This window comes from Streptomyces sp. ISL-12, from assembly GCF_018614415.1.
Lineage (GTDB): Bacteria > Actinomycetota > Actinomycetes > Streptomycetales > Streptomycetaceae > Streptomyces.
This window is the reverse complement of the sequence record NZ_JAGGOO010000130.1, coordinates 1-25,344: the sequence shown is the minus strand read 5'-3', so window position 1 is coordinate 25,344 and position 25,344 is coordinate 1. Positions and strand designations below refer to the sequence as shown.

The 25,344-nt window shown below is 71.1% G+C and carries 18 protein-coding genes; 14 read left to right on the top strand and 4 right to left on the bottom strand.

Translation table 11 applies throughout. The annotated features are described in order from the left end of the window. Nucleotides 1–87: 87 nt before the first annotated feature. On the top strand, nucleotides 88–2,976 hold the full coding sequence (locus J7I94_RS31080; RefSeq protein WP_215172463.1) for a vitamin B12-dependent ribonucleotide reductase: 2,889 nt from the start codon (nucleotides 88–90) through the stop codon (nucleotides 2,974–2,976). Nucleotides 2,977–3,044: 68 nt separating this feature from the next. On the opposite strand, the gene J7I94_RS31075 is transcribed toward J7I94_RS31080, so the two are convergent. After that, nucleotides 3,045–3,578 (bottom strand): TerD family protein, encoded by a 534-nt coding sequence (locus J7I94_RS31075; RefSeq protein ID WP_215172461.1) that lies wholly within the window; start codon nucleotides 3,576–3,578, stop codon nucleotides 3,045–3,047. A 156-nt stretch (nucleotides 3,579–3,734) separates the two neighbouring features. On the opposite strand from J7I94_RS31075, the gene J7I94_RS31070 reads away from it, so the two are divergent. The 3 genes from J7I94_RS31070 (at nucleotide 3,735) to J7I94_RS31060 (ending at nucleotide 6,035) form a co-directional block, all read left to right on the top strand. Continuing rightward, nucleotides 3,735–4,340 (top strand): YdbC family protein, encoded by a 606-nt coding sequence (locus J7I94_RS31070; RefSeq protein WP_215172459.1) that lies wholly within the window; start codon nucleotides 3,735–3,737, stop codon nucleotides 4,338–4,340. A gap of 85 nt (nucleotides 4,341–4,425) precedes the next feature. Further along, on the top strand, nucleotides 4,426–5,085 hold the full coding sequence (locus J7I94_RS31065; RefSeq protein ID WP_215172457.1) for a histidine phosphatase family protein: 660 nt from the start codon (nucleotides 4,426–4,428) through the stop codon (nucleotides 5,083–5,085). A gap of 20 nt (nucleotides 5,086–5,105) precedes the next feature. Beyond that, nucleotides 5,106–6,035 carry an ADP-ribosylglycohydrolase family protein gene (locus tag J7I94_RS31060; protein ID WP_215172455.1) on the top strand — a complete coding sequence of 310 codons (930 nt, stop codon included), beginning with the start codon at nucleotides 5,106–5,108 and terminating at the stop codon, nucleotides 6,033–6,035. Between the two features lie 430 nt (nucleotides 6,036–6,465). Here J7I94_RS31060 and J7I94_RS31055 read toward each other — a convergent pair whose 3' ends face one another. Next, nucleotides 6,466–8,013, bottom strand: coding sequence for an MFS transporter (locus J7I94_RS31055; protein WP_215172453.1), 1,548 nt, complete (start codon nucleotides 8,011–8,013; stop codon nucleotides 6,466–6,468). Between the two features lie 239 nt (nucleotides 8,014–8,252). Between J7I94_RS31055 and J7I94_RS31050 the strand changes: the two genes are divergently transcribed. From J7I94_RS31050 to J7I94_RS31040, 3 genes are all read left to right on the top strand, one after another. After that, a complete protein-coding gene (locus J7I94_RS31050; protein ID WP_215172451.1) occupies nucleotides 8,253–8,873 on the top strand; it encodes a TetR/AcrR family transcriptional regulator in 621 nt (206 codons plus the stop codon). Nucleotides 8,874–8,954: 81 nt separating this feature from the next. Continuing rightward, entirely contained in the window at nucleotides 8,955–9,656 is a 702-nt protein-coding gene (locus J7I94_RS31045; RefSeq protein ID WP_215172528.1) for a ribonuclease HII, read from the top strand. 68 nt (nucleotides 9,657–9,724) lie between these two features. Further along, nucleotides 9,725–10,369, top strand: a complete 645-nt coding sequence (locus tag J7I94_RS31040; RefSeq protein ID WP_215172449.1) for a hypothetical protein — start codon at nucleotides 9,725–9,727, stop codon at nucleotides 10,367–10,369. Between the two features lie 278 nt (nucleotides 10,370–10,647). Here J7I94_RS31040 and J7I94_RS31035 read toward each other — a convergent pair whose 3' ends face one another. Together J7I94_RS31035 and J7I94_RS31030 are read right to left on the bottom strand one after the other, a co-directional pair. Then, on the bottom strand, nucleotides 10,648–11,262 hold the full coding sequence (locus J7I94_RS31035) for a hypothetical protein (protein ID WP_215172447.1): 615 nt from the start codon (nucleotides 11,260–11,262) through the stop codon (nucleotides 10,648–10,650). Nucleotides 11,263–11,669: 407 nt separating this feature from the next. Further along, nucleotides 11,670–13,835, bottom strand: coding sequence for a RecQ family ATP-dependent DNA helicase (locus J7I94_RS31030; RefSeq protein WP_215172445.1), 2,166 nt, complete (start codon nucleotides 13,833–13,835; stop codon nucleotides 11,670–11,672). A gap of 186 nt (nucleotides 13,836–14,021) precedes the next feature. Here J7I94_RS31030 and J7I94_RS31025 point away from each other — a divergent pair, with 186 nt between their 5' ends. The 7 genes from J7I94_RS31025 (at nucleotide 14,022) to J7I94_RS30995 (ending at nucleotide 25,234) form a co-directional block, all read left to right on the top strand. Further along, on the top strand, nucleotides 14,022–15,533 hold the full coding sequence (locus J7I94_RS31025; RefSeq protein ID WP_215172443.1) for a DUF4192 domain-containing protein: 1,512 nt from the start codon (nucleotides 14,022–14,024) through the stop codon (nucleotides 15,531–15,533). Between the two features lie 578 nt (nucleotides 15,534–16,111). Next, complete coding sequence (locus J7I94_RS31020) at nucleotides 16,112–18,031, top strand: glycogen debranching N-terminal domain-containing protein (protein WP_251076000.1); 1,920 nt, start codon at nucleotides 16,112–16,114, stop codon at nucleotides 18,029–18,031. A gap of 131 nt (nucleotides 18,032–18,162) precedes the next feature. Further along, the gene (locus tag J7I94_RS31015; protein ID WP_215172439.1) at nucleotides 18,163–18,921 is read left to right on the top strand and encodes an NUDIX domain-containing protein; all 759 of its coding nucleotides are present in this window, start codon (nucleotides 18,163–18,165) and stop codon (nucleotides 18,919–18,921) included. A 153-nt stretch (nucleotides 18,922–19,074) separates the two neighbouring features. Continuing rightward, on the top strand, nucleotides 19,075–21,171 hold the full coding sequence (locus tag J7I94_RS31010) for an ATP-binding cassette domain-containing protein (RefSeq protein ID WP_215172437.1): 2,097 nt from the start codon (nucleotides 19,075–19,077) through the stop codon (nucleotides 21,169–21,171). Nucleotides 21,172–21,333: 162 nt separating this feature from the next. Beyond that, nucleotides 21,334–22,221: a FadR/GntR family transcriptional regulator gene (locus tag J7I94_RS31005; protein ID WP_215172435.1), complete on the top strand. Its 888-nt coding sequence runs from the start codon at nucleotides 21,334–21,336 to the stop codon at nucleotides 22,219–22,221. Nucleotides 22,222–22,641: 420 nt separating this feature from the next. Beyond that, on the top strand, nucleotides 22,642–24,168 hold the full coding sequence (locus tag J7I94_RS31000) for an RNA polymerase sigma factor (protein WP_215172433.1): 1,527 nt from the start codon (nucleotides 22,642–22,644) through the stop codon (nucleotides 24,166–24,168). A gap of 157 nt (nucleotides 24,169–24,325) precedes the next feature. After that, complete coding sequence (locus J7I94_RS30995) at nucleotides 24,326–25,234, top strand: trypsin-like serine protease (protein ID WP_215172431.1); 909 nt, start codon at nucleotides 24,326–24,328, stop codon at nucleotides 25,232–25,234. Nucleotides 25,235–25,344: the final 110 nt, after the last annotated feature.

Here is a 25,344-nt window from a genome sequence, read left to right as displayed (position 1 = left end):
GAGTGGGCCCGCAACACCAGACAGAACACCGTGCCACGGGAACATCGGGGCACTTCAGGGCGTTTTCGCCCGTATCAGGGAGGCGGCATGACAGAGACGGCGAGCGGTCCGGCACGGAGTTCCCGCGCCAAGGGCACGAAGGCGAGCAAGGGGCTCCGCGTCGAGCGCATCCACACCACCCCGGGGGTGCACCCCTACGACGAGGTGGCCTGGGAGCGTCGTGACGTCGTCATGACCAACTGGCGCGACGGCTCGGTCAACTTCGAGCAGCGCGGCGTCGAGTTCCCCGACTTCTGGTCGGTGAACGCGGTCAACATCGTCACCAGCAAGTACTTCCGGGGCGCCGTCGGCACCCCGCAGCGCGAGACCAGCCTCAAGCAGCTGATCGACCGCATCGTGAAGACGTACCGGAAGGCCGGTGAGGACTACAAGTACTTCGCCTCGCCCGCCGACGCCGAAATCTTCGAGCACGAGCTGGCCTACGCCCTCCTGCACCAGATCTTCAGCTTCAACAGCCCCGTGTGGTTCAACGTGGGCACGCCCCAGCCGCAGCAGGTCTCCGCCTGCTTCATCCTGTCCGTCGACGACTCCATGGAGTCGATCCTCGACTGGTACAAGGAAGAGGGCATGATCTTCAAGGGCGGCTCCGGCGCCGGCCTGAACCTCTCCCGGATCCGTTCCTCCAAGGAACTGCTGTCCTCGGGCGGCAACGCCTCCGGCCCGGTCTCCTTCATGCGGGGCGCCGACGCCTCCGCCGGAACGATCAAGTCCGGTGGCGCCACCCGCCGTGCCGCCAAGATGGTCATCCTGGACGTCGACCACCCCGACGTCGAGGACTTCATCGAGACCAAGGTGAAGGAAGAGGAGAAGATCCGCGCCCTGCGCGACGCGGGCTTCGACATGGATCTGGGCGGCGACGACATCACGTCCGTCCAGTACCAGAACGCCAACAACTCGGTCCGCGTGAACGACGAGTTCATGAAGGCGGTCGAGCAGGGCGGCAAGTTCGGTCTGCGCGCTCGCATGACCGGCGAGGTCATCGAGGAGATCGAGGCCAAGAGCCTCTTCCGCAAGATGGCCGAGGCGGCCTGGGCCTGTGCCGACCCGGGCATCCAGTACGACGACACCATCAACAACTGGCACACCTGCCCGGAGTCCGGCCGGATCAACGGCTCGAACCCCTGCAGCGAGTACATGCACCTGGACAACACGTCCTGCAACCTGGCCTCGCTGAACCTGATGAAGTTCCTGAAGGACGACGGCAAGGGCAACCAGTCCTTCGAGGCCGACCGCTTCCAGAAGGTCGTCGAGCTGGTCATCACCGCGATGGACATCTCGATCTGCTTCGCGGACTTCCCGACCCAGAAGATCGGTGAGAACACCCGCGCCTTCCGCCAGCTCGGCATCGGCTACGCCAACCTCGGCGCCCTGCTGATGGCGACCGGCCACGCCTACGACTCCGACGGCGGCCGTTCCCTCGCCGGTGCCATCACCTCCCTGATGACCGGCACCGCCTACCGCCGCTCCTCGGAGCTGGCCGCGGTCGTCGGCCCGTACGACGGCTACGCCCGCAACGCCGACGCCCACCAGCGCGTCATGAAGCAGCACTCCGACGCCAACGGCGCGGCCGTGCGCATGGACGACCTGGACACCCCGGTGTGGGCCGCCGCCACCGAGGCCTGGCAGGACGTGCTGCGCCTCGGCGAGAAGAACGGTTTCCGTAACTCCCAGGCGTCCGTCCTCGCCCCGACCGGCACCATCGGCCTGGCGATGTCCTGCGACACCACCGGTGTCGAGCCCGACCTCGCGCTGGTCAAGTTCAAGAAGCTGGTCGGCGGCGGCTCGATGCAGATCGTCAACGGCACCGTGCCGCAGGCCCTGCGCCGCCTGGGCTACCAGGAGGAGCAGATCGAGGCGATCGTCGCCCACATCGCCGAGCACGGCAATGTGATCGACGCTCCCTCCCTCAAGCCCGAGCACTATGAGGTGTTCGACTGCGCCATGGGTGAGCGGGCCATCTCCCCGATGGGCCACGTCCGTATGATGGCCGCGATCCAGCCGTGGATCTCCGGCGCCATCTCCAAGACGGTCAACATGCCGGAGACGGCGACCGTCGAGGAGGTCGAGGAGATCTACTTCGAGGCCTGGAAGCTCGGCGTCAAGGCGCTGGCGATCTACCGCGACAACTGCAAGGTCGGCCAGCCGCTCTCCGCCAAGACGAAGGACGTCAAGGAGGAGAAGACCGAGGCGCCCGCGGCCGTCGAGGCCAAGGTCGAGAAGGTCGTCGAGTACCGCCCGGTCCGCAAGCGCCTCCCGAAGGGACGTCCCGGCATCACCACGTCCTTCACCGTCGGCGGCGCCGAGGGCTACATGACCGCCAACTCCTACCCGGACGACGGTCTCGGCGAGGTCTTCCTCAAGATGTCCAAGCAGGGCTCGACCCTCGCGGGCATGATGGACGCCTTCTCCATCGCGGTCTCCGTCGGCCTCCAGTACGGCGTGCCGCTGGAGACGTACGTCTCGAAGTTCACCAACATGCGCTTCGAGCCGGCCGGGATGACCGACGACCCGGACGTGCGGATGGCGCAGTCGATCGTCGACTACATCTTCCGCCGCCTGGCGCTGGACTTCCTGCCCTTCGAGACGCGCTCCGCGCTCGGCATCCACTCCGCCGAGGAGCGTCAGCGTCACCTGGAGACCGGTTCGTACGAGCCGTCGGACGACGAGGTCGACGTAGAGGGCCTGGCCCAGTCGGCGCCGCGGGCCCAGGAGCTGAAGGCGGTGGCCACGCCGAAGGCCGAGGTCGAGGCGGCCAAGCCCGCTCCGAAGCAGGCGCACACCAGCGCCGAGCTGGTGGAGATGCAGCTGGGTATCCAGGCCGACGCCCCGCTGTGCTTCTCCTGCGGCACGAAGATGCAGCGGGCCGGTTCCTGCTACATCTGCGAGGGCTGCGGTTCGACCAGCGGCTGCAGCTGACGCGTAGGACCTCATGAGTAAGGGGCGCCGACCCAATGGTCGGCGCCCCTTACTCGCGTACGGCACCCTCAGGGCCGCCGCAGTGCTCCCATGGTCGCGGTGAAGTCGGCGGGATCGTCCTCGTAACCGTGCACGCCCGCGCGGAACTCCCACGCCCCGTCCTCGTCCCGGACGAACTCCGCGACCGTGGCCGCCGTCGCCCCCAGGACGTTCCCGAAGTCGGTCGAAGCGAGTTCGGTGTAACCCTCGCGGATGCGCAGGCCCGGGTGGGTCACGCTGACGAAGGTCCGCCGGCCGGCACGCTGCTGGATGACCACACCGACCAGCACGCGCGCGTAACGGGCGTCGAGCCGTTCCAGTTCCAGCGTCATGACCTCGTCGAAGCCGAAGCCCTTGCCGTCCTGGCTGTCCCGGTTGAGATAGATGGTGCCGTCGGGGGAACGGCTGTCGAAGTGCACCACATAGGAGGGATCGCCGTACGGATCGCCCGCCAGGTAGGTCGCGGCGACCACGTCCAGGTCGGCCGGCGGCTCGCCCGCCGGGTTCGGGTCCCACCTCAGGGCGACCTCGACCTTGCGGATCCCCTTGCTGAGGCCGTTCACTCACTTCCCCTTCCCAGTAGCCCGCCCTGTCCGTCCACCCCAACTGCCGAACAGCGACGGCCGGTTGTCCATCCTGCCACGCGTGCCGGTGCACGGGCGGAAAGCAGACCTCGCAAGGGTGACCGGGGCCGCCTTCCCTGGCCTTACCATGGCGCGGTGCTGGTCAAGTGGATTCGCTGCACCGTGGTGGACCGCCGCGGTTTCGAGCGGGGGCAGCGAAAGTGGGCGGGGCTTCCGGGGGAGCCGGGTTTTCGCGGACAGGGCGGGGGCTGGAGCCGGATACGCCCCGACGTGGCCCACGTGTTCACCTTCTGGGAGAGCCGCACCTTCTACGACTCCTTCATGGCCCGCTCCCACGACCGGCTCGCCGCCGCGCAGTCGGGCACCTTCAAGGACGCCAGGACCAGGCTCTTCGACTACCGCTTCGATGTGAAGACCGGCTTCGAACCGCGTTTCACGGACGCCGATCTGGTGCGGGTGGCCCTCTGCCGCGTCCACGAGGAGCGCGCCGAGCACTTCGTCCTGATGCAGGAGAAGGTGTGGAACCCCGCGATGGCCGGCTCGCCCGGCATGATCCGCGGCCTGTTCGGTGAGGCGCCCGGCAACGAGTACCTGGTGCTGTCGATGTGGCAGGCCGCCGCCGAGCACGGCAAGTACCGCACCGAGCGGGTGGAACGGCTCGCCCTGCGTGCCCAGACGGAGGCCGACATCGCGGCCCTCACCGGGGACATCGTGGAGCTGGAACCGTCCTGGACCGTGTGAGGCTGCGTGTGAGGACTGTGTGACCTACGCCGTATGGAGCCCGGCCGGGTACTCGGCGGCGGTCGGCGCGATCTAGGGTTTTGGCATGGCACGACCACGGCGCATCGTCCTTGTCCGGCACGGCGAGTCAACGGGCAACCTTGACGACTCCGTGTACGAGCGCGAGCCCGACCACGCCCTGGGCCTGACCGAGCAGGGCCGGCGGGAGGCCGGACAGGCGGGTGAGAAGTTGCGCGAGGTGTTCGGCCGCGAGCGGGTCAGCGTCTACGTCTCGCCCTACCGGCGCACGCACGAGACGCTGCGCGCCTTCCGCCTCGACCCCGATCTCATACGCGTCCGGGAGGAGCCCCGGCTGCGTGAGCAGGACTGGGGGAACTGGCAGGACCGCGAGGACGTGCGCCTGCAGAAGGCGTACCGGGACGCCTACGGCCACTTCTTCTACCGCTTCGCCCAGGGCGAGTCCGGCGCCGACGTGTACGACAGGGTGGGCGGCTTCCTGGAGAGCCTCTTCCGCAGCTTCGAGGCCCCCGACCACCCGCCCAACGTGCTCCTGGTGACGCACGGCCTGGCCATGCGGCTGTTCTGCATGCGGTGGTTCCACTGGACGGTGGCGGAGTTCGAGTCGCTGTCCAATCCTGGGAACGGCGAGATACGGATGCTCGTTCTCGGTGAAGACGGCAAGTACCGGCTCGACCGGCCGTTCGACCGCTGGCGGGATCCGGAACCGTACTGGATGACCGGGTGACTGGATAGGGTGGCAGGGCCATGACCGCACAATCTCCTGCCGGGAGACGTCTTCCGTCCGCCGCGGAGCGCCTGGACCGCGCCCTGGCCAGTCTGCGCGGACTGGCGGTGGGCGACGCGCTCGGCTCGCAGTACTTCGTACCCGTCAACCACCCCCTGCTGAAGCGACGCGAGGTGCCGCCCGGAACCTGGCAGTGGACGGACGACACGGAGATGGCCTGCTCCGTGGTGGCCGTACTCGCCGCCCACCAGCGCATCGACCAGGACGCGCTGGCCCGCTCCTTCGCGGAGCACCACGACTTCGACCGCGGCTACGGGCCCGCGGTCAACCGGCTCCTGCGGCTGGTCCGCGAGGGCGGCGACTGGCGGGAACTCGCCGCCGCGCTCTTCGACGGACAGGGCTCCTGGGGAAACGGCGCCGCGATGCGCGTCGCCCCGCTGGGCGCCTGGTACGCGGACGACCCCGAGCAGGCCACGCATCAGGCGGAGATCTCCGCCTATCCCACGCACCAGCACAGGGAAGCGGTGGTCGGGGCCATGGCCGTGGCCGCTGCCGCCGCCCTGTCCGGGGCGCCCGGCGGCCCGCCGGGCGCGGAGGCGCTCCTCGACGGCGTGATCGCGCTGGTGCCGGGCAGGAGCGCGGTCGGCGCGGGGCTGCGCCGTGCCCGGGACATGCTCGACTACGGCGACGCGGCCACGGTGGCGGCGGTCCTGGGCTGCGGACGGCGCACCACCGCTCACGACACGGTCCCGTTCGCGGTCTGGTCGGCGGCCCGGGCCCTCGGAGACTACGAGCGGGGCTTCTGGACGACGGCCCAGGTCGGTGGGGACGTGGACACGACCTGCGCCATCGTGGGCGGCGTGATCGCCGTGGGGCGGGCAGGAGCCCCGCCCCTGGCCTGGGCGGAGCGGACGGAAGCGCTGCCGGACTGGATGACGCGCACGGTCTGAGCGCGGTTCCGGTGACTCACCGCTCATGACGGGAACTCTCCGTGACCGGCTGCTCGTTGTCGCGACAAGTGCTGTGTGAGGCGTGAGACCACACACCGGTCAGCCGAGTGTCGCGAGGAGGGCGGTCATGGATTTTCTGTCAGGCCTGGTTGTTTCGGCTGTGGTCGTGTCCGCCTTTGTCATGCCCCACCTCGTCATGCCCGCCCTGATCATGTGCGCTTTCGCCGTACTGCTGGGCGCGCTGTTCCCGCCGCCGCGTGTACTGCCGGTCGGCGGACGGCGGGTGGAGAACCCAGGCTCGTGGGCGTCACGGAAGGATGCGGAGCGGTCCGGCGCGGCTGCCGCGAGCCGGCGACGCGGGAGCCGACAGGCCGAGGAGGGCAGGCCACCTGTCGACCGGCCCCGGCCGGCCCGCGCCGCCGCCGCCCTCTCAGCCGACGCCGGGTCCGGCGGTCCCGGACAGGGCCTCCAGATCGCTCTTGCGGACCCGGATCACCAGCCAGGCCGTGGCCAGGGCGAGCACGGCCATCGCGGCGGCCGGGATGAACGCCGCGGAGATGCCCTGCGCCAGTACGTCGTGCCCCCAGGGCGCGGGAAGCTGCTGTGTCCGGGCGAACTCGGCCTTCTGCTCCGGCGAGCTGTCGGCGAGGAAGCCCGGCATCTGCTTCTCCGCCTCGTTCCTGCTCGCCGTGCCGAACACGGTCGTCAGGATGGACAGCCCGAGTGCTCCGCCGACCTGCTGCATGGTGTTGAGCAGACCGGAGGCCGCGCCCGCCTCGTGCTGTGCGACGCCGGAGACCGCCGTGAGTGTGAGCGTGACGAAGTTGAGCCCCATACCGAGGCCGAAGACGAGCATGGGGCCCAGAACTCCGCCCACGTACGAGCTGTCGGAGCTGATGAGCGCCTGCCAGGCCAGCCCGATCGCCGCCAGCGTCGAGCCGGCGATCATGAACGGCTTGGGGCCGAGCACGGGAAGGAAACGCTGGGACACACCGGCGCCCAGCGCGATTACCACGGTGACGGGCAGGAAGGCGAGCCCGGCTTCGATGGGGCTGTAGCCCAGGACGTTCTGGACGAACAGCACGATGTAGAAGAACATCCCGAACATCGCGGCGGCCAGGCTCAGCATGATCACATAGGTGCCGGAGCGGTTGCGGTCGGTGAACATCCGCAGCGGGGTGATCGGTTCCCGGGCCCGGGACTCGATGCGCACGAACGCCAGCAGCAGGACCACCGCGGCCCCGAAGGAGCCGATGGTCAGGCTGTCCCGCCAGCCCTCGTCCGCGGCCCGGATGAAGCCGTACACGAGGGTCGCCATGCCCGCCGTGGAGGTCACCGCACCGGCGATGTCGAAGCGGCCGGAGTGCCGTTCGGACTCGTTGATGTACAGGGGCGCGAGCGTGGCGATCAGCAGACCGATCGGCACGTTGACGAAGAGCACCCAGCGCCAGTCGAGCCATTCGGTGAGCATGCCGCCCGCCAGCAGGCCTATGGCGCCGCCTCCCGCGGAGACGGCGGCGAAGACGCCGAAGGCGCGGTTCCGCTCCGGGCCCTCGGGGAACGTCGTGGTGATGAGCGCCAGCGAGGTGGGGGAGGCGATCGCGCCGCCCATGCCCTGAAGCACCCGCGCGGCCAGCAACTGCCAGGGCTCCTGGGCGAATCCACCGAGCAGCGAGGCGAAGGTGAAGACCAGGATCCCGGTCATGAAGACCCGGCGGCGGCCGAGGATGTCACCGGCCCGGCCGCCGAGGAGCAGCAGGCCGCCGAAGGTGAGCGTGTAGGAACTGACGACCCAGGTGAGGTCGGTGGTGCTGAACTTCAGGGCTTCTTGAATGTGCGGGAGGGCGATGTTCACAATCGTCGCGTCGAGTACCACCATGAGTTGGCAGGCCGCGATGACGGTGAGCGCGATGCCGGGACGTTGGTTCCTGCGGGTCGAGCCCGGCTTTTGATCTTGGAGCAACGGAGAGGTTGTCACTGTGAATCCCCCACGAGAGCCTTAGTGAACGATGGCGTTCACTGCCATGTCGACCGTAGTGACTCCCGGACAGTGAACGCAACCGTTCACTGTCGTCGATGTCGCGGTCTCCGTGCCCCCGCGCGGTCGCGCGGCGTGAGCCCCTCGCGGTCACGCGCCGTGTCCCCGCCCCGCGCCGTCCCCGCCCCGCGCCGTCCCCGTCCCCGATCCCCGCTCGTATGCCTCTGGAGGCAGCTGGAATGACTACTTCGCACTGGGAGGGCGCCTCCGCTCAGGCGGCCTCTCGCCGGCGCGGCGTCGTGCTCGAACGCGCGATCCTCGACGCGGCGCTGGAACAGCTCGGCACGGTCGGCTGGAACGGGCTGACGATGGAGGGGGTGGCCGCCGGCGCGCAGACCGGCAAGGCCGCCGTCTACCGGCGATGGCCGTCCAAGGAGGATCTCGTCGCGGACGCGTTGCGGTCCGGGCTGCCGCGTTTCGACATCGCGCCGGATCTGGGGAGTGTGCGCGAGGATCTCCTCGCCCTGTGTCGGAGGGCGCGCGACGCCATGTTCTCCCGGTCGGGATTCGCCTTGCGGTCGGTCATTCACGAATGCGACACCTTGCAGGCGGAACGCTTCCATGCCGTGATCGCGGAAGGGGTGATCGAGCCGACCATGAGGCTGCTGAGGGAGGTCATCAGTCGGGGAATCGAGCGGAAAGAGGTGCGCTCCGACGCGGCGAACGGCTACGTCTTCGACGCTGTCCCGGCGATGATGATGTACCGCTCGAAAGTGTGCGGCTGCGAATGGGCGGACTCGGAGATCGAGGAGATGATCGACCAGTTGATGGTTCCGCTGCTGCGCCCCCTCGGTTCCTGACAGTGCGCGGGGGAGGCCCTTGAGCCGCTGAGGGAACCGGGGTGTCGGCGGCGGTTCGAGGCGGCGTACGCTATGAGCGCCATGCCGTACGAATCACCCACCCACACCGTCGAGCGCTCTCTCCGCGCCACGACCGGAGCGAAGATCGTTGCCGGTGTCGACGAGGTGGGGCGTGGCGCGTGGGCCGGTCCCGTCACCGTCTGCGCGGCCGTCACCGGCCTGCGCCGACCCCCGGAGGGTCTCACCGATTCCAAGCTGCTCACCGTCAAGCGACGGGGTGAGTTGGCCGAGGTGTTGCGGACCTGGGTGACGTCGTACGCCTTGGGGCACGCCTCTCCCGAGGAGATCGATCGCCTGGGGATGACCGCAGCGCTGCGTCTCGCGGCGGTCCGTGCCCTGGAGGCTCTGCCGGTCCGTCCCGACGCGGTCATCCTCGACGGCAAGCACGACTACCTCGGGGCACCCTGGCGGGTACGCACGGTGATCAAGGGTGATCAGTCGTGTGTGGCGGTCGCGGCGGCCTCGGTGATCGCCAAGGTCCAGCGCGACAAAATGATGGCCGAACTGGGTATCGACCATGCAGACTTCGGTTTTGCGGACAACGCCGGGTACCCGTCGCCCGTGCACAAGGCCGCACTGGCGGAGCGGGGCCCCACCCCGTACCACCGGTTGTCGTGGGCGTATCTTGATGCGCTGCCCCAGTGGCGGCACCTCAAGAAGGCCCGCAGCTTGGCGGAGGGAAGCGTTCCGGAGATCGAGGGTCAGCTCGGTTTCGATTTCTGACGCCGCCGTCCGTGCGTATGTGCCACCCGCTGGCGCGAGCCGCACCAACGTTTGATAAAAATCAGCTCATGCCTCTCATTCCCGAGGAGCCTCAGATTCACGAGAGTGCCCAGGGTCCCCGCGCCACTCCGGCCAGCGGCCGCACCGCGCCGACCCCCCGCCCCGTTCCTGGTCCCCGCCCCGCGGCCCCGCCGCGCCCCGGGCGTCCCGGCCCGGTCCGTCCCACACCTCCGGTGCAGCGCACGTCACGTGACGCGGCTGCGGCCAAGCCGGTTCCGTCGGGTTCCGCTGCCCCTTCGGCGGCCCCTTCCACGGGTTCGGCCGCCCCGCAGATCCAGCTGATCCCGGCCTCGGTCGAAGGCGCCCTCGACGCCGCCGAAGAGGCCGTGGACCTCCTGCTGGACTCGGGTCGTGCCCCCGGCGACGTGCTGGTGCTCACCACTGGCGAGTCACATCCGTGGGCCACCCACGAACTGTCCTTCGGTGAGGCCTCCTACTGGGCTCAGCACGACGCGGGCGATGACGTCTTCTACGCCGACGCGGCCGTCGCGGACCGTGCCGCCGCGCGGCCCGTGGTCGTCGTGGCGGTCAACGGCGGTTCCGAGGCCGCTGCCGCCACCGCGCTGTCGCTGGCCCACGGGCGTGCCGGTGCCCTGCTGATCGTCTGCGGCGACCCGCAGCGCATCAACGCGGTGCTGGGCGCGAAGGTCTGAGCCGGCTCCCTCGCGCCGGGACCGCACCGGAGTGACGAAGGAGCCGCCGTGCGGCATCCGCACGGCGGCGGCTTTCGTCTCTCCCCCCCCCGGTGGGCGTCCGGTGTCCGGTCGGCACAGGGGGTACGCCTCCGTGGTCAAGGACCGCTTGCCGAGAAGCCGTTACGGCGTCTGCGGCCGGCCGGGCATTTCGACGGAAGTGCGGAACGGGCACCGCCGGTGCGCGAGGACGTGCCTGGGGGCGTCGGTGAGCAGCCGTGCGGAGCGGTGCCGGGGGGTCAGCGCGCAGCCGCGCGGCGCAGTACCTCCGAGGCCGCACCACCCGTGCGAGGCGGGGGAAGCGGTATCTCCGACGTGGCGAACGGCTCTGGCGCCGAAGCCGAGTTGGGGCGGCGTCCGCCCCGGCCCTCGCCGAACACCTGCCATCCGTCACGGGTCAGCGTGATGTACGCCCCGCAGCGCAGGCCGTGCAAGGTGCAGGCGTCCCTCAGGCCCCACATCCAGGCCCCGTCCTCCTCCGTCCAGCGCGCGTCGCCGTCACGGCAGCGCATCAGCACGGCGGTGCGCACCGGCGTGCGGCGGCGCAGGTCGTGCGGGATGACCCGGCGGAGCTGGGAGAGCAGGACATTGCGGAACATCCACCCGTCGGCCTGAGCCGGACGACTGGCGAACGAGGCGCTGGCGCGCAGGCGTTCGTCCGGGTCGAGCACGGCCACGATCGTGGTGTCGGGCCTGGGACTATGGCGCGTGTGCAGTCCGCTGACGATCTCCCGGGGGCTGCGCAGCAGCGGGATGCCGGCGGCGGCCCACTCCGCCGGTTCGAGTACACGGGTGGCGGACGTGGTGGACGGCGACAGCGACGCCGCCGAGGACGGAGCGAATCCGAAGGTCACGTTCCTCCCTTCGGCTACGCGCCCGCACGCGGGCAAGGTCGGATTCGGGGGACGCGCACCGCAGTGAAGCCCTGCCGGATCACGGACGAGCCGTGCGGGGAGCGGAGTCCAATTCTTCCTGTCGAACTGGATTGCGGCAACGAGCAATCGGAATGGTCGACCGTTATAGGGCGATGTGTGTTTTATATCCATACCCAGGGTCTCCCCGGGTGACGCATGGGACGTCTGGAACGGGTGCCCTGGCACGCGACTCCGGACACGGGTGTCCGAAGCCGAGGCCGTAAACCGGTGTCACGATCAGCCTCCGAAGCCGGACCGCATCCGGCCTGCGAAGCCAACCTCCGCGGTCGGCCTTCGGAACCGGCGTCCGAAAACAGAAGCCCGGGAGTCCGCGCGGTCGTGCGTGGTCAGCCCTGTACGGCCAGGACCAGCGGCAACACCTCATTCGCGCCGGCCCGTCGGAGCAGACGGGCGGCGACCGCGAGGGTCCAGCCGGTCTCGGTGAAGTCGTCGATGAGGAGTACGGGGCCCGGCTGCCCGGCGAGGGCGGAGGCGAGGTGGGGCGGCACGGTCAGCGCCCCGTCGAGGACCTTGAGGCGCTGCGCGCTGTTGCTGCGCGTCGCCCGGGTGGCGTCGGCCGTGTACTCGACGGCGCCCAGCAACGGCAGCCGTCCGACCTCGGCGATGCGCTCGCCGAGGGAACGGATCAGCAGGGGCCGGGTACGGGAGGCGACGGTGACCACACCGACCGGGCGCGACCGGGCTTCCGGCACGCCCGGGGCCCAGCCGGCGGGCCCCTTCGCCCAGTCCGCCAGTACTCCGACGACGGCCCGGGAGACGTCGTCGGGCACCGGCCCGTCCGGAGCCTGCGCCGTGAGCATGGGCCGCAGCCGGTTGCCCCAGCCGATGTCGGACAACCGCCCCAGCGCCCGGCCCGTCGCGGCCTGCTCACCGGCCGGGATACGGCCCTTCAGGTCGACCCCGATGGCCGGCAGTCCGGTCGGCCACATACGGCGCGGCTCCACCTCCACGCCCGCCCGGCCCAGATCGGCGCGGGCGGCGTCGAGCGCGGCGACGGACGTCTCGGTGGTGAAACGCGGCCCCGCGCAGTTGTCACAGCGGCCACAGGGCTTGGCGCCCTCGTCGTCCAGCTGCCGTTGCAGGAACTCCATGCGACAGCCCGTCGTCGACGCGTAGTCGCGCATCGCCTGCTGCTCGGCCTTGCGCTGCCGGGCGACCCAGTCGTACCGCTGGGCGTCGTACGTCCACGGCCGCCCGGTGGCGGTCCAGCCGCCCTTGACCCGCTGGACCGCGCCGTCCACGTCGAGGACCTTGAGCATGGTCTCCAGACGGGACCGGCGCAGCTCCACCAGCGGCTCCAGCGCGGGAAGCGACAAGGGCCGTTCGGCGCGGGCCAGGACGTCGAGCGTGCGGCGTACCAGGTCCTCGGAGGGGAAGGCCAGCGAAGCGAAGTACTCCCAGATCGCCTCGTCCTCCCGGCCGGGGAGGAGGAGCACCTCCGCGTGCTCGACCCCGCGCCCGGCCCGGCCGACCTGCTGGTAGTAGGCGATGGGGGAGGAGGGCGAACCGAGGTGCACCACGAAGCCCAGGTCTGGCTTGTCGAAGCCCATGCCGAGCGCCGAGGTGGCGACCAGCGCCTTGACCCGGTTGGCGAGGAGATCGTCCTCCGCCTGCTGCCGGTCGGCGTTCTCGGTCTTGCCGGTGTAGGAGGCGACCGTGTGCCCGCGCTGCCGGAGGAAGGCGGTGACCTCCTCGGCCGCGGCCACGGTGAGCGTGTAGACGATCCCCGACCCCGGCAGTTCGTCGAGGTGGTCGGCGAGCCAGGCCATCCGGGCCGGCGCGTCCGGCAGCCGCAGTACGGACAGGCTCAGGCTCTCCCGGTCCAGCGGGCCGCGCAGCACCAGGGCGTCCGAGGCGCCACCCGTGCCGAGCTGCTCGGCGACGTCGGCGGTCACGCGCGCGTTGGCGGTGGCCGTGGTGGCGAGCACCGGGACGCCTGGCGCCAGGTCGGCGAGCATGGTGCGCAGACGCCGGTAGTCCGGCCGGAAGTCGTGGCCCCAGTCGGAGATGCAGTGCGCCTCGTCCACCACGAGTAGGCCGGTCGCGGCGGCGAGCTTCGGCAGGACCTGATCACGGAAGTCCGGGTTGTTCAGCCGTTCCGGACTCACCAGCAGCACGTCGACCTCGCCCGCGGCGATCTCGTCCTGGACCACGTCCCACTCCTCGGTGTTGGAGGAGTTGATCGTCCGGGCACGGATGCCCGCCCGGGCGGCGGCGTCGACCTGGTTGCGCATCAGCGCGAGCAAGGGGGACACGATCACGGTGGGTCCGCTGCCGCGAGCGCGGAGCAGCGCCGTCGCGACGAAATAGACCGCGGACTTGCCCCAGCCGGTGCGCTGGACCACCAGGGCGCGGCGCCCGTCGGCGACCAGCGCCTCGATCGCCCGCCACTGATCCTCGCGCAGCCGGGCCTCGCCGGAGGGGTCCCCGACGAGACGGGAGAGGACCGCGTCGGCGTCTTCCCGGAGATCCGAGTTGCTCGTGTGCTCCATGCGTTCCATACAACAGGAAGCCACTGACAATCGGGGTGCCGCCTCGGTGGTCGAAGGGCGGCCGCTGGGACCTGGTGGGTCCGCGACGGTTTCTTCGACGGCTTCTTCCGGTGACGTTGACGTGTTCCTGATCGAAGTTATCCACAGGGCAAAGCGGAGCTTCGTATTCCGCGAGATCGTCGGGCCATGACGAACCACAGCGGATCGACCGGATCCTCCGAGAACGGCGACATCAGCGGACGTGAGCGGCCGGAGGGCGCCCCGCTCCCGTACGGGTACGAAGACGAGCACCCGATCACCCTGCGAACCCCGGCCGAACTGGCCGACGCGCTGCCCTACCTCCTCGGCTACCGCCCCGAGGACAGCATCGTCCTGGTAGCCCTGCACGAACGGGACGGGCGGGGCCGATTCGGTGGCCGGGCCCGGCTCGGCATCCCTCCGCACCGGGACGACTGGGAGGCCGCGGCCAGGCAACTGGTCACCGGCCTCGTGACCGGCAGCGAGCGCAGGGGCAACCGGCCCGAGCAGATGGTCGCCTACCTCTGCCAGGAGCCCGCCGAGGGCGAAACCGGACAGCAGGTCATGGCCCGGCTGCGGGCGCTGGCACAGACGCTGCGCATCGCATGCGGCGCCCTCGACGTACCCGTGGTCGAGGCCCTGTGCATCTCGGACGGACGGTTCTGGTCGTACTGCTGCGACGACCAGTCCTGCTGTCCGGCCGAGGGGACCGCGATGGGCCTGCCCGGCACATCCGTGCTGGCCGCCGCCGCCACGTACGCGGGCATCCAGGTGCGGGGCACGCTGCGCGAGTTGCAGGCCAGGCTGCGCCCCCAGGAGGGCTCCGCCGCCCGGGAACAGGAAACCGCCCTCGACGCGGCCAGCATGACGCTGGTCTCCCGCATCCTCGACGACGGGAGCCGCGCGGAGGTGGCCGAGGAGACGCTCGACCTGGCGGAGGGAATCATGAGGCGGCTGGCCGACGCCCCACCGGTGACCGGTGGGGACCGGGCGGACCTCCGTGACGACGGACTTCTCACCCATGACGAGGCGGCGCGGCTGATCCTCGGCCTCCAGGACCGGACGACCCGCGACCGAGCGGCGGAGTGGATGGAGGGCGACGAGGCCCGCTGGGCCCTTCGGCTGTGGCGTGCGCTGGCCCGCCGCTGTGCCGGGTCCTACGGAGAGTACGCGGCGGCGCCGCTCACCTTGGCGGGATGGGTCGCGTGGTCCACCGGCGACGAATTGGAGGCGCGAGAGGCGCTGGCCATGGCACTGGCGGCGGACTGCGACTATCTCTTCGCCCGACTGCTGCACCAGGCCTGCAACGAGGGCCTCGACCCGGAGTCGATCCGTGCCTGTCTGCGCGGCGAACGGGGCAGCCGAGACCGATCGGACGCAGAGACGCGAGCCGGGGGCGAGGTCACCGAGGAGGAGGACGAGAGCGTGCCGGCCCCACATGAGGACGCGCCTTCCGCTGCTCCAGCAGACAGGTCTTCCTCCGCTCCGGAACCGGCAGCCGGCCGGCCGACGCGCGCGTGCGCCACGGATTCGGCGGGCGGCTCCCGCCGCCGTCCTGGAGATCGAGCCCGAGGGACGGCTACGAACCGCGTCCGTCCGCGCACACCAGTGGGCGGCACGCGTCCGGGTGCGGCGCCGTCGGGCCGTGCGCGGCGATCAGGCCGACGGCCGCACGGGTGAGCAGAGTGAGTGCCCGCGTCAGTCGTCTGCGCGCCGGGGCGTCGGGCCGTGGGCGTGACCTGGAGGAGGCCGGTTCCGTTCACCTGAGTGGCGGAGCGCCGGAACGGGGCGTGCCGCCGCGCCACGCGCGTCCCCCCGGAGCGCGCCCCAGGCACCGCGCCTGCCCGAGTCCTGCCGAGCGCAGAGGAAGTTCCCGCATGCACGAGCCGACTCCGCCCTACGCCGCCGACGGCATCCGTCCGGTTCCGAGCGGCGCCCCGGTGTCTCACGGGCCGCAGGGCGGACCAGTACGGCCGGTGGGGCAACCACGCGCCACCGAGTGGCCGGCGGCATCCCTGGGGCAGCCGGGCAACGAGCGGGGGCAAGATATCGACTTATCCATGAATAAACTCAAAGCGTCCACCGTCGTTGCTCCTGCTCCTGCTCCTGCTCCGGCCACTCCTCCAGCCCTTGCGCGTCCGGGGGGCCGGACGCCGGCTCATGCGGGTGGACGGGCGCACAGCGCGTCGGCCACTCACCGGAGCACCTCGCCGCCGGGAGGCCGACGGTCCGGTGTTCTGCCGTCGGCTCACGACGTCATGATCTGCGTCGCGTTGCCGGGATTGGCCGTCTCCGACGAACAGGGGCAGTTGACCGGCCGCGGACTGGAAGGGTTCTATCGCGAAGGCCGACGCCTGCTCTCCCGTTGCCGACTCCTCGTGGCGGGCCGCGAACCGGTCCCCGTGCAAGCGCACAGGGCCGCCGCCGACCGTGCCCGCTTCGTCGGGACCGTGCGGATCTCCTCGCCCCCGGGGCCGGACCCGGATGTGGTGGTCGAGCGGACCCGGCAGGCGGACGGCACGGAGTGGATCACCCTGCGCAACTGGTCCCCCCGCACCTTGCGTCTCCCCGTCGAACTGTCCCTCGGTACGGACCTGGCCGACCTCGGGGCGATCGCGGCGGGCGCCGCAGGACGGGACCTGCCCGCCACCGTGCACGACTCGGGCCTCCGCTGGTCCTGCCGCGACGGAACCTCCTCGGTCACAGCAGACCCGCCGCCCGCCGACGCGCTGGCCTCCGCGGGCGTGCTGCGCTGGGAGTTCGAACTGCCCTCGGGCGGCAGCAGAACGCTGGAACTCCGGGTACGGCGGGGCGGCACCGGACCGGTCAGGGCCCCCGGCCGCGTGGTGAACAGCCCGTTCGCCCCCGCCGCCGCGAGGGGCGACGACCCGGGGGTGGCGGCGTTCCTCCGCACGAGCGTCGAGGACCTCCGCGCCCTGCTGCTACGGGATCCGGCACACCACAACGACCTGTACCTGGCGGCCGGGGCGCCATGGCGTTGCGGCCTGGCCCCCGCCGAGGCACTCGCCGCCGCCCGGATGACACTGCCCCTCGGTACCCGGCTCGCGGCCGGGACCCTGTGCATCCTCGCCCGCACCCAGATTGCCGCTCGCGGACCAGGCTCCGGCATGATCCCCGGGCCGAGACGTGACGCGGGCCCGTATCTGCCACCGGGCTGTACCGGCACCGAGGCCACCCTGCTCTTCCCCGTGCTGCTCGCGGAGGCCCGCCGCTGGGGACTGTCCCAAGCGGAGACGGAAGAACTGCTGCCGACGGCCGAACGCTGCCTGACCTGGCTGCGGAACGCCGCTGGAGACGGTCCTTACCTGCGTGACCCCCACCCCGGCGGACCGGTCCGCTGCGAGACCCAGGCCCATGCCCACCGGGCGGCCCTGCTCGGCGCCGATCTGTTCGACGCCTGTGGCAGACCGGGCGGTGCCGGGCTGCGGCAATGGGCGGAGGAGCTGCGGAGCGCGTTCCGGCGAGACTTCTGGATCGACGACCCGGGCGGTGGCCGGCCCGCCGCGGCCCGGATCTCCGACGGACGCCGGGTACCGCACCTCGGTTCGGCCGCCGCGCACCTCCTCGACACCGGGCTGCTGGGCGGGGGCGCCCACGCCCCGGGCCTGCTGGACAAGGCGCAGACCGACCAGTTGGCCCGGCTGCTGGGCACCCCGGCCCTGGACTCCGGTTGGGGGCTGCGCGGACTCGGTGCGAAGGAGAGGGGGTACAACCCGTTCGGTCACCGTGCCGGCGCCGTACGGGTTCACGAGACGGCGGTGGCGGTGGCGGGGCTGGCCGCCGCCGGGTACGAGAAGACGGCGGGTTCGCTGCTGAGAGGGGTGCTGGCCGCGGCCGGGGCCTTCGGCCACCGGCTGCCCGAGATGTACGCGGGGGAGCAGCGCACGGAGGGGAGCGTGCCCCTGCCGCACCCTGCCGCCTGCCGGCCGGCCGCAACCGCGGCGGCGTCAGGTGTCCTCCTGCTCACCGCGCTCGTCGGCATCCGCCCTGACGCCCCCGCCGGGACGGTCGCATTGCACCCCTTGCGCGGCGCGCCCCTGGGGGAGATCGGCCTGACCGGGTTGCGAGTCGCGGGCGCACCCTTCGCCGTACGGGTCAGCAGACTCGGACTGGCCATGGTCGAGGAGGCGGCCGAAGGGCTGCAGCTGGGGGTGTGACCTCGCGTGACGCCGTATCGAACGACACCCGGGAGCAGATGGTGAGCCCCATCCCGTACCCTGCTGGACCAGCGGCCGGTGCAGGCACCGAAGGGCGTGTTTATCGTCAGGAAGACGACTATGATCGCGGCATGCCCTACGACCCGTCAGCCTTCCCGCCCTTCGCCGTCACAGTGGACCTGGTCGTGCTGACCGTGCGACGCCACTCCCTGTGCTCGCTGGCGGTGCGCAGGGGCGAGCCGCCGTTCCAGGGGCGCTGGGCCCTTCCCGGCGGCTTCGTGCGGACCGACGAGGACCTCGCGCAGGCCGCGGCGCGCGAACTGGCGGAGGAGACGGGACTGTGCGTCCACGATCCCGCCGCGCCCGCCCAGGACAACGGCGCGCACCTCGAACAGTTGGCGACGTACGGCGATCCCGAGCGTGATCCCCGGATGCGGGTGGTGAGCGTGGCCCACCTCGCCCTGGCGCCCGACCTGCCCGCGCCCCGGGCGGGCGGCGACGCCAGCAACGCGCGCTGGGCGCCGGTCGAGGAATTGCTGGAGCGGAGCGCTTACGGCCGGGAGGGCGAGCCCGTCGCCCCGCTGGCTTTCGACCACGCCCAGATCCTGGCCGACGGGGTGGAACGGGCCCGCTCCAAGATCGAGTACTCCTCCCTGGCCACGGCGTTCTGCCCGCCCGAGTTCACGGTGGGCGAGCTACGCCGCGTCTACGAGGCGGTGTGGGGAGTGGCGCTGGATCCGCGCAATTTCCATCGTAAGGTCACGGGCACCCCGGGGTTCCTCGTCCCCACCGGCGGTACGACCACCCGCCAAGGCGGCCGCCCGGCCCAGCTCTTCCGGGCCGGCGGCGCGACCCTGCTCAACCCACCCATGCTGCGTCCTGAGGTGTGACGGCCGGGACCCCACGAGGACCGCGGGCCCGCACCGCCGGGGAAGAACGAGCGGACGCTCCGCGGAGCAGAGCAGCCGTGGAGCCGGAGGCCCGGTGCCGGGTGGGCCTTGCGATGCCCGGAAAACCGGACATACCGCGCTATCTTGCTGCGGGTGATCCAGGCCTTCGGACTGACCAGCACCCCACGCAAAGAGCTACCGCCAGCCGTCGACGACGTCTCCTTCGAAGCACGTGCGGGTCGCGTCACCGCACTGCTCGGAGAGCCGGGCGCCGGTAAGACCACGGTGCTCAGGCTCATGCTCGAACTGCAACGAGGCCGCGGCGTCACGCACTTCAGAGGCCGCCCCCTGCACCGGATCGCCCACCCGTCACGCGAAGTCGGCGTGCTGCTGGGCGAGGTGCCCGGGCACCCGGCCCGGACGGTCCGCGGACACCTGCGAATGCTGTGCGCGGCGGCGGGTGTCCCGGTGCGGCGCGCCGACGAAGTGCTGGAAGCGGCCGGACTCGTGAGCCTGCGCGACGAACGCCTCGGCACCCTCTCGCGCGGCACGGACCGCCGCCTCGGTCTCGCCTGTGCCCTGTTGGCCGACCCGCACACCCTCGTCCTCGACGGCCCCGCCGAAGGGCTCTCCGTACGGGAGAGCCGCTGGCTGCACGACGCCCTGCGCGCGTACGCGGTCCAGGGCGGCACGGTGCTCTACACCACGGCCGACCCCAAGGAGGCCGCCCGGGCCGCCGACCACGTCGTGACGCTGGAGCGGGGCAAGGTCGTCGCCGACCAGCAGGCGGCGGACTTCTCGCGCACCCGGCTGCGTCCCCGCGTCGCCGTCCGCAGTCCGCACGCCGCCCGCCTCGCCACGCTCCTCGCCAAGGAGGCGCGCACGGCCCACCGCTCGGTCGAGGTGGTCCGCGAAGGGGGCAACCGCCTCTCCGTGTACGGCAGTACATGTGCCGACGTCGGTGAGACCGCGTTCCGGCACGGCATCCTCGTCCACCAACTGGCCCACGAGGTGGGCGACATGGGGCCCGGCGCGGGAACCGAGGAGCGGTTCGGCCCGGAGGTCCTCACGGTCACGGCGGGAAACGGGCCGGAGCCTGGACCCCCAGCAGCCAGGGGCACGGACGCCGCGGGCGCGGAGCAGGAGACGGACCCGTCCGCCCGGCCGGGCCCGGCCGTCACGGCCGCGAAAGGGCCGGAACCCGGGCAGCCCGATGCCACGACCGTGGCGCCGACGGATGCGCGGCAGGCGACGAATCGGCCCGCACCGGCGAGCACCACGAGCACCGCGGCCACCGCGGTCGCGCCGGGAAACCGGACCGGGTCGGCCCGGCCGGATCCCGCACCCCTCCAGCCCGCGCCGACGTCAGCTCTCCGTACCCCTGCTCCTGCTCCCTCCCCGGCCCTCTCCCTCACCCCCGGCAACGACCCTCTCGGCGGCGCCTCGTCCGTCCTCCCGCCCCCCATCTCCGTCCGTTCCGCGCCCAGCCCGCTCCGCCCGCTGCGGTACGAGTTGCGCCGCGTCACCGGCGTCGGTACCGGGATCGTCACCGGAGCGGTCGTACTCGTCCTGTCCGCCGTCACCGCCGTACTCCTCGCCCGTGTCGGGCACACCCCGCAGCCACGTCTGCTGGCCGCGTGGCCGAGGGAGGTGCCCCTGCCGCCGGCGGCGCTCGGGGCCGGGCTGCTGGGGGCGCTGGCGTTCGGTGACGAGTTCCGCCATCCCGCGCTGGCGGCGGATCGCGGCACCGTGCCCCGCCGGCTGGGACTGCTGACCGCCAAACTCGTCGTCTCCGCCGCCACAGCACTGCTGCTGGCCGTCCTCACGGTGGGCTGCGATGCGCAAGTGCTCCACCTGTTCTACGGGCGAGAGTTTGTGCGGGTTCCCGCCGACTGGGCTGCGTTGAGCGCGGGTTGGGCCGGTCTGACGATCGGCTGCGCCTGGGCCGGCGTGCTGGCCGCGGGCCTCTTCCGGTCCACCACGGCCGGGCTGGCTGCGGTGGTCGCCGTACCCGTTGTCGTCGTCCCTCTCGTACAGAAGGTCTGGAACGGTCAGTCCGTACGTACCGCCGCCGACCTTCCGATGCGGGTACGCGAGATCCTCCTGAGCCAGTGGCCCTTCGGTGGAGAGCGCTACGTGGTGGCGGTGCTGCAGGCCCTCGTCCAACCCGTGGGCAGCGCCCTGGCGTTGTCGCTTACCGCCCTGCTCTGCGCGTATCTGCTCATGACCCTGCGCGGACGGGTCCGGTGACGGCCGCTCGGAACCGTCCGGTCGGGGCGTGCGCGCAACTCCCCGGGGAAAGTCCATTTATTTCCGATAAGGCGTCAATTGCGAAGGGGTGAGCGATCACCCTTTCGTGTGCTTTTCACTAAAGACCTCAAGGGAGTTGGGAACGGCGCCGACAAAGGATGCGTGAGTACCCTTGCGCACACCATGATGACCGCCGCCCGCTCCGCAGACTCCGGCCTCCAGAGCCCGGGCGAACTCGACCGCTACCCCTACGCCGAGACGCCCGGCGTCGACCGCGTCGGGGCCCCCGCCTGGGAAGGGGCGGACCCCGAACTGGGCCGCGTGGGCCGGCGTACCGCGGGCAGCCGCGGTCGCGGACTGCACGGACAACTGGTTCAGCAGCTCGGTCAGATGATCGTTTCCGGCGACCTGGGCGCCGACCGCCCACTGGTGCCCGAGGAGATCGGCCAGCGCTTCGAGGTGTCCCGCACCGTCGTCCGGGAGTCGCTGCGCGTCCTGGAGGCCAAGGGACTGGTCAGCGCCCGTCCGAACGTCGGCACGCGCGTGCGTCCCGTCAGCGACTGGAACCTGCTGGACCCTGACATCATCGAGTGGCGGGCCTTCGGACCGCAGCGCGACGACCAGCGCCGCGAGCTGAGCGAGCTGCGCTGGACGATCGAGCCGCTGGCTGCGCGCCTGGCCGCCGGGCACGGCCGGGAGGATGTGCAGCAGCGCCTGTCCGACATGGTCGGCGTCATGGGGCACGCCATGGCGCAGGGCGACGCCCTCACCTTTTCCCGTGCCGACGCGGAATTCCACATGCTGCTCATTCAGGTCGCGGGCAACCGCATGCTGGAGCACCTCTCCGGGATCGTGTCCGCCGCCCTCCAGGTCTCGGGCGGTCCGGTCACGGGCTGTGACCGGCCGAACGACGTGTCGCTGGCCCAGCACGCGCGGATCGCCGACGCCCTCGCCGCCGGTGACGGCGCGGCGGCCGAGACCGCCATGCGCCAACTGCTGACCGTCCACCCCGAGGTGGAACGCGTGGTGCCCGCCCCGCGCGAGCACTGACCGCGTCTCCGCCCCAGCGGCTCGGCCGGCCCGCCATCCCCCTCCTGTGGCGGTGCTCGGCCGGGTCGCCGCCGCCGTCGACCCCGCAGCGCCTGGACGGCTCTGCGGGGTCGACGGTGTGACGCCGTACTGTTGGCATGGTCGGATTGCACGGGCGCCGTTGCTGATTCCTTCTGACCGCATCTGGCCGAGTTTGGCCCCTTACGGGGTGTGACTCGGGCCACGCGGATTGGGCGTAACGCTCGTGGGAACAACGCGATGACCTAAGAGGTGACAGCCGAGGAGGGAATACGGACGCCGTTCACGGCGCTGTGCTTCTCCCGGCCCCGCCCGCGCCGTCGGCCCATCCCCAAGCCGGCGGTCGGACCTGTCCGCCAGGACGGGGCCGAAAGCCGTTTCCAACGTTCCGAGAGGTTGTTCGTGTCGGCCAGCACATCCCGTACGCTCCCGCCGGAGATCGCCGAGTCCGTCTCTGTCATGGCGCTCATTGAGCGGGGAAAGGCTGAGGGGCAGATCGCCGGCGATGACGTGCGTCGGGCCTTCGAAGCTGACCAGATTCCGGCCACTCAGTGGAAGAACGTACTGCGCAGCCTCAACCAGATCCTCGAGGAAGAGGGTGTGACGCTGATGGTCAGTGCCGCGGAGCCCAAGCGCACCCGAAAGAGCGTCGCAGCGAAGAGTCCCGCCAAGCGCACCGCCACCAAGTCGGTCGCGGCCAAGACGGTGACCAGCAGGAAGACCGCCGCCAGCCCGGCGCCCGCCGCGACCGAGTCCGCAGCCGAGGACGAGGCGCCCGCCAAGAAGACGGCGGCGAAGAAGACGACCGCCAAGAAGGCGGCGGCGAAGAAGACCGTCACCGCGAAGAAGACGGCGGCCAAGAAGACCACGGCCAAGAAGGACGACGCCGAGGTTCTCGAGGACGAGGTGCTCGAGGACACCAAGGTCACCGAGGAGCCCGAGGGCACCGAGAACGCCGGCTTCGTGCTGTCCGACGACGACGAGGACGACGCTCCGGCCCAGCAGGTCGCCGCGGCCGGGGCCACGGCCGACCCGGTCAAGGACTACCTCAAGCAGATCGGCAAGGTCCCCCTGCTCAACGCCGAGCAGGAGGTCGAACTGGCCAAGCGCATCGAGGCGGGACTGTTCGCCGAGGACAAGCTGGCCAACTCCGACAAGCTGGCGCCGAAGCTCAAGCGCGAGCTGGAGATCATCGCCGAGGACGGACGCCGCGCCAAGAACCACCTCCTGGAGGCCAACCTCCGCCTGGTGGTCTCCCTGGCCAAGCGCTACACCGGCCGCGGCATGCTCTTCCTGGACCTGATCCAGGAGGGCAACCTCGGTCTGATCCGCGCGGTGGAGAAGTTCGACTACACCAAGGGCTACAAGTTCTCCACGTACGCCACCTGGTGGATCCGGCAGGCGATCACCCGCGCCATGGCCGACCAGGCCCGCACCATCCGCATCCCGGTGCACATGGTCGAGGTCATCAACAAGCTCGCGCGTGTGCAGCGGCAGATGCTCCAGGACCTGGGCCGCGAGCCCACTCCGGAGGAGCTGGCCAAGGAACTCGACATGACCCCGGAGAAGGTCATCGAGGTCCAGAAGTACGGCCGCGAGCCCATCTCGCTCCACACCCCGCTGGGCGAGGACGGTGACAGCGAGTTCGGTGACCTCATCGAGGACTCCGAGGCGGTCGTCCCGGCCGACGCGGTCAGCTTCACGCTCCTGCAGGAGCAGCTGCACTCCGTCCTCGACACCCTGTCCGAGCGCGAGGCGGGCGTCGTCTCCATGCGCTTCGGTCTCACCGACGGTCAGCCGAAGACCCTTGACGAGATCGGCAAGGTCTACGGCGTCACGCGCGAGCGCATCCGTCAGATCGAGTCCAAGACGATGTCCAAGCTGCGCCACCCCTCGCGCTCCCAGGTGCTGCGCGACTACCTCGACTAGGTCATAGCGACACGGTCGGCGAAGGGCCCGCCTCCCCTCCCGGGGGTCGGGCCCTTCGCCGTACCGGGAGGACGGAGTACTCGCTCGAGCGGGGTGCGAGGCAACGCCGGGTGGATCACTCTGGGTGTTTCGTGAACACCATGAGTGAGGAGCCCGTATGCGTCGTCCCTGTGCTCGGCCGCCGGTCCGATCGCTGATCCGATTGTTGGTCCGGCCGCTGGTCCTGGCGGCCGCCATACCGCTGGTGTCACCGTGGGCGACCGCGCACCCCGCGGTCGCCGACAGCGTCGTCGTCGGGGGATTTCCGGTGGATGCCGCGGAGAGCCCGTGGACGGTGGCCCTGTCCAGCCGTGACCGGTACGGGGCGACGAGGGCGGGGCAGTTCTGCGGGGGAGTGGCCGTCGGACGGACCACCGTGCTCACGGCGGCTCACTGCCTCGGCCAGGAGAGCCTCGGGACAGCGCCGACGCGGCTGGGCGGCCTGAAGGTCATCGCGGGCCGTACGGACCTGCTGGGGGACGGGGGCGAGGAGATCCCGGTGCGCGACGTCTGGGTGAACCCGGCCTACGACGAGATGAGCAACGCCGGTGACTTCGCCGTGATCACCCTCTCCAAGGCCCTTCCGGCCGGTTCCGCCCTGGCGATGGCGGCCGAGGGCGATGCCGCGTACGAGCCGGGGACGGCCGCGGTGGTCTACGGCTGGGGCGACACCTCGGGTGTCGGGGACTACGCGAGGAGTCTGCACGGATCACGTGTGCGCGTGCTCCCCGACGCGGTCTGCGAGCGAGCGTATCCGGGCAGTGAGGAGGGTGAGTACCGCGCCGGGACGATGGTGTGCGCAGGAGATCAGGCCGGTGGCCGTGATGCGTGCCAGGGGGACAGCGGGGGACCGCTGGTGGCCGACGGGAAGCTGATCGGGCTGGTGTCCTGGGGGAGCGGCTGCGGACAGATGGGCAGCCCGGGGGTCTACACACGCGTCTCCGCCGTTCTGCGGACCCTGGGGTGGGGTCACGCGGGTGCCGCCGCCTCCAGGGGCGGCACGGGGGCGTCCGGCGCGTCCTACTGAAATTCCAGGCGTGATGTCGCGTGACGGCGGGACCTTTGAGCTGGGAGTCTCGCTGACCGTTCGGCGACATGACGCCGAGATCATCAGTAAGGGCCTGTCGTTTGGATCAG

Bases quoted from the DNA above. Each gene is read 5' to 3' on its own strand.
- J7I94_RS31080 (WP_215172463.1), top strand. From the start codon at position 88: ATGACAGAGACGGCGAGCGGTCCGGCACGGAGTTCCCGCGCCAAGGGC.
- J7I94_RS31065 (WP_215172457.1), top strand. From the start codon at position 4,426: ATGGCACGACCACGGCGCATCGTCCTTGTCCGGCACGGCGAGTCAACG.
- J7I94_RS31060 (WP_215172455.1), top strand. From the start codon at position 5,106: ATGACCGCACAATCTCCTGCCGGGAGACGTCTTCCGTCCGCCGCGGAG.
- J7I94_RS31050 (WP_215172451.1), top strand. From the start codon at position 8,253: ATGACTACTTCGCACTGGGAGGGCGCCTCCGCTCAGGCGGCCTCTCGC.
- J7I94_RS31045 (WP_215172528.1), top strand. From the start codon at position 8,955: ATGCCGTACGAATCACCCACCCACACCGTCGAGCGCTCTCTCCGCGCC.
- J7I94_RS31040 (WP_215172449.1), top strand. From the start codon at position 9,725: ATGCCTCTCATTCCCGAGGAGCCTCAGATTCACGAGAGTGCCCAGGGT.
- J7I94_RS31030 (WP_215172445.1), bottom strand. From the start codon at position 13,835: ATGGAGCACACGAGCAACTCGGATCTCCGGGAAGACGCCGACGCGGTC.
- J7I94_RS31025 (WP_215172443.1), top strand. From the start codon at position 14,022: ATGACGAACCACAGCGGATCGACCGGATCCTCCGAGAACGGCGACATC.
- J7I94_RS31020 (WP_251076000.1), top strand. From the start codon at position 16,112: ATGATCTGCGTCGCGTTGCCGGGATTGGCCGTCTCCGACGAACAGGGG.
- J7I94_RS31015 (WP_215172439.1), top strand. From the start codon at position 18,163: ATGCCCTACGACCCGTCAGCCTTCCCGCCCTTCGCCGTCACAGTGGAC.
- J7I94_RS30995 (WP_215172431.1), top strand. From the start codon at position 24,326: ATGCGTCGTCCCTGTGCTCGGCCGCCGGTCCGATCGCTGATCCGATTG.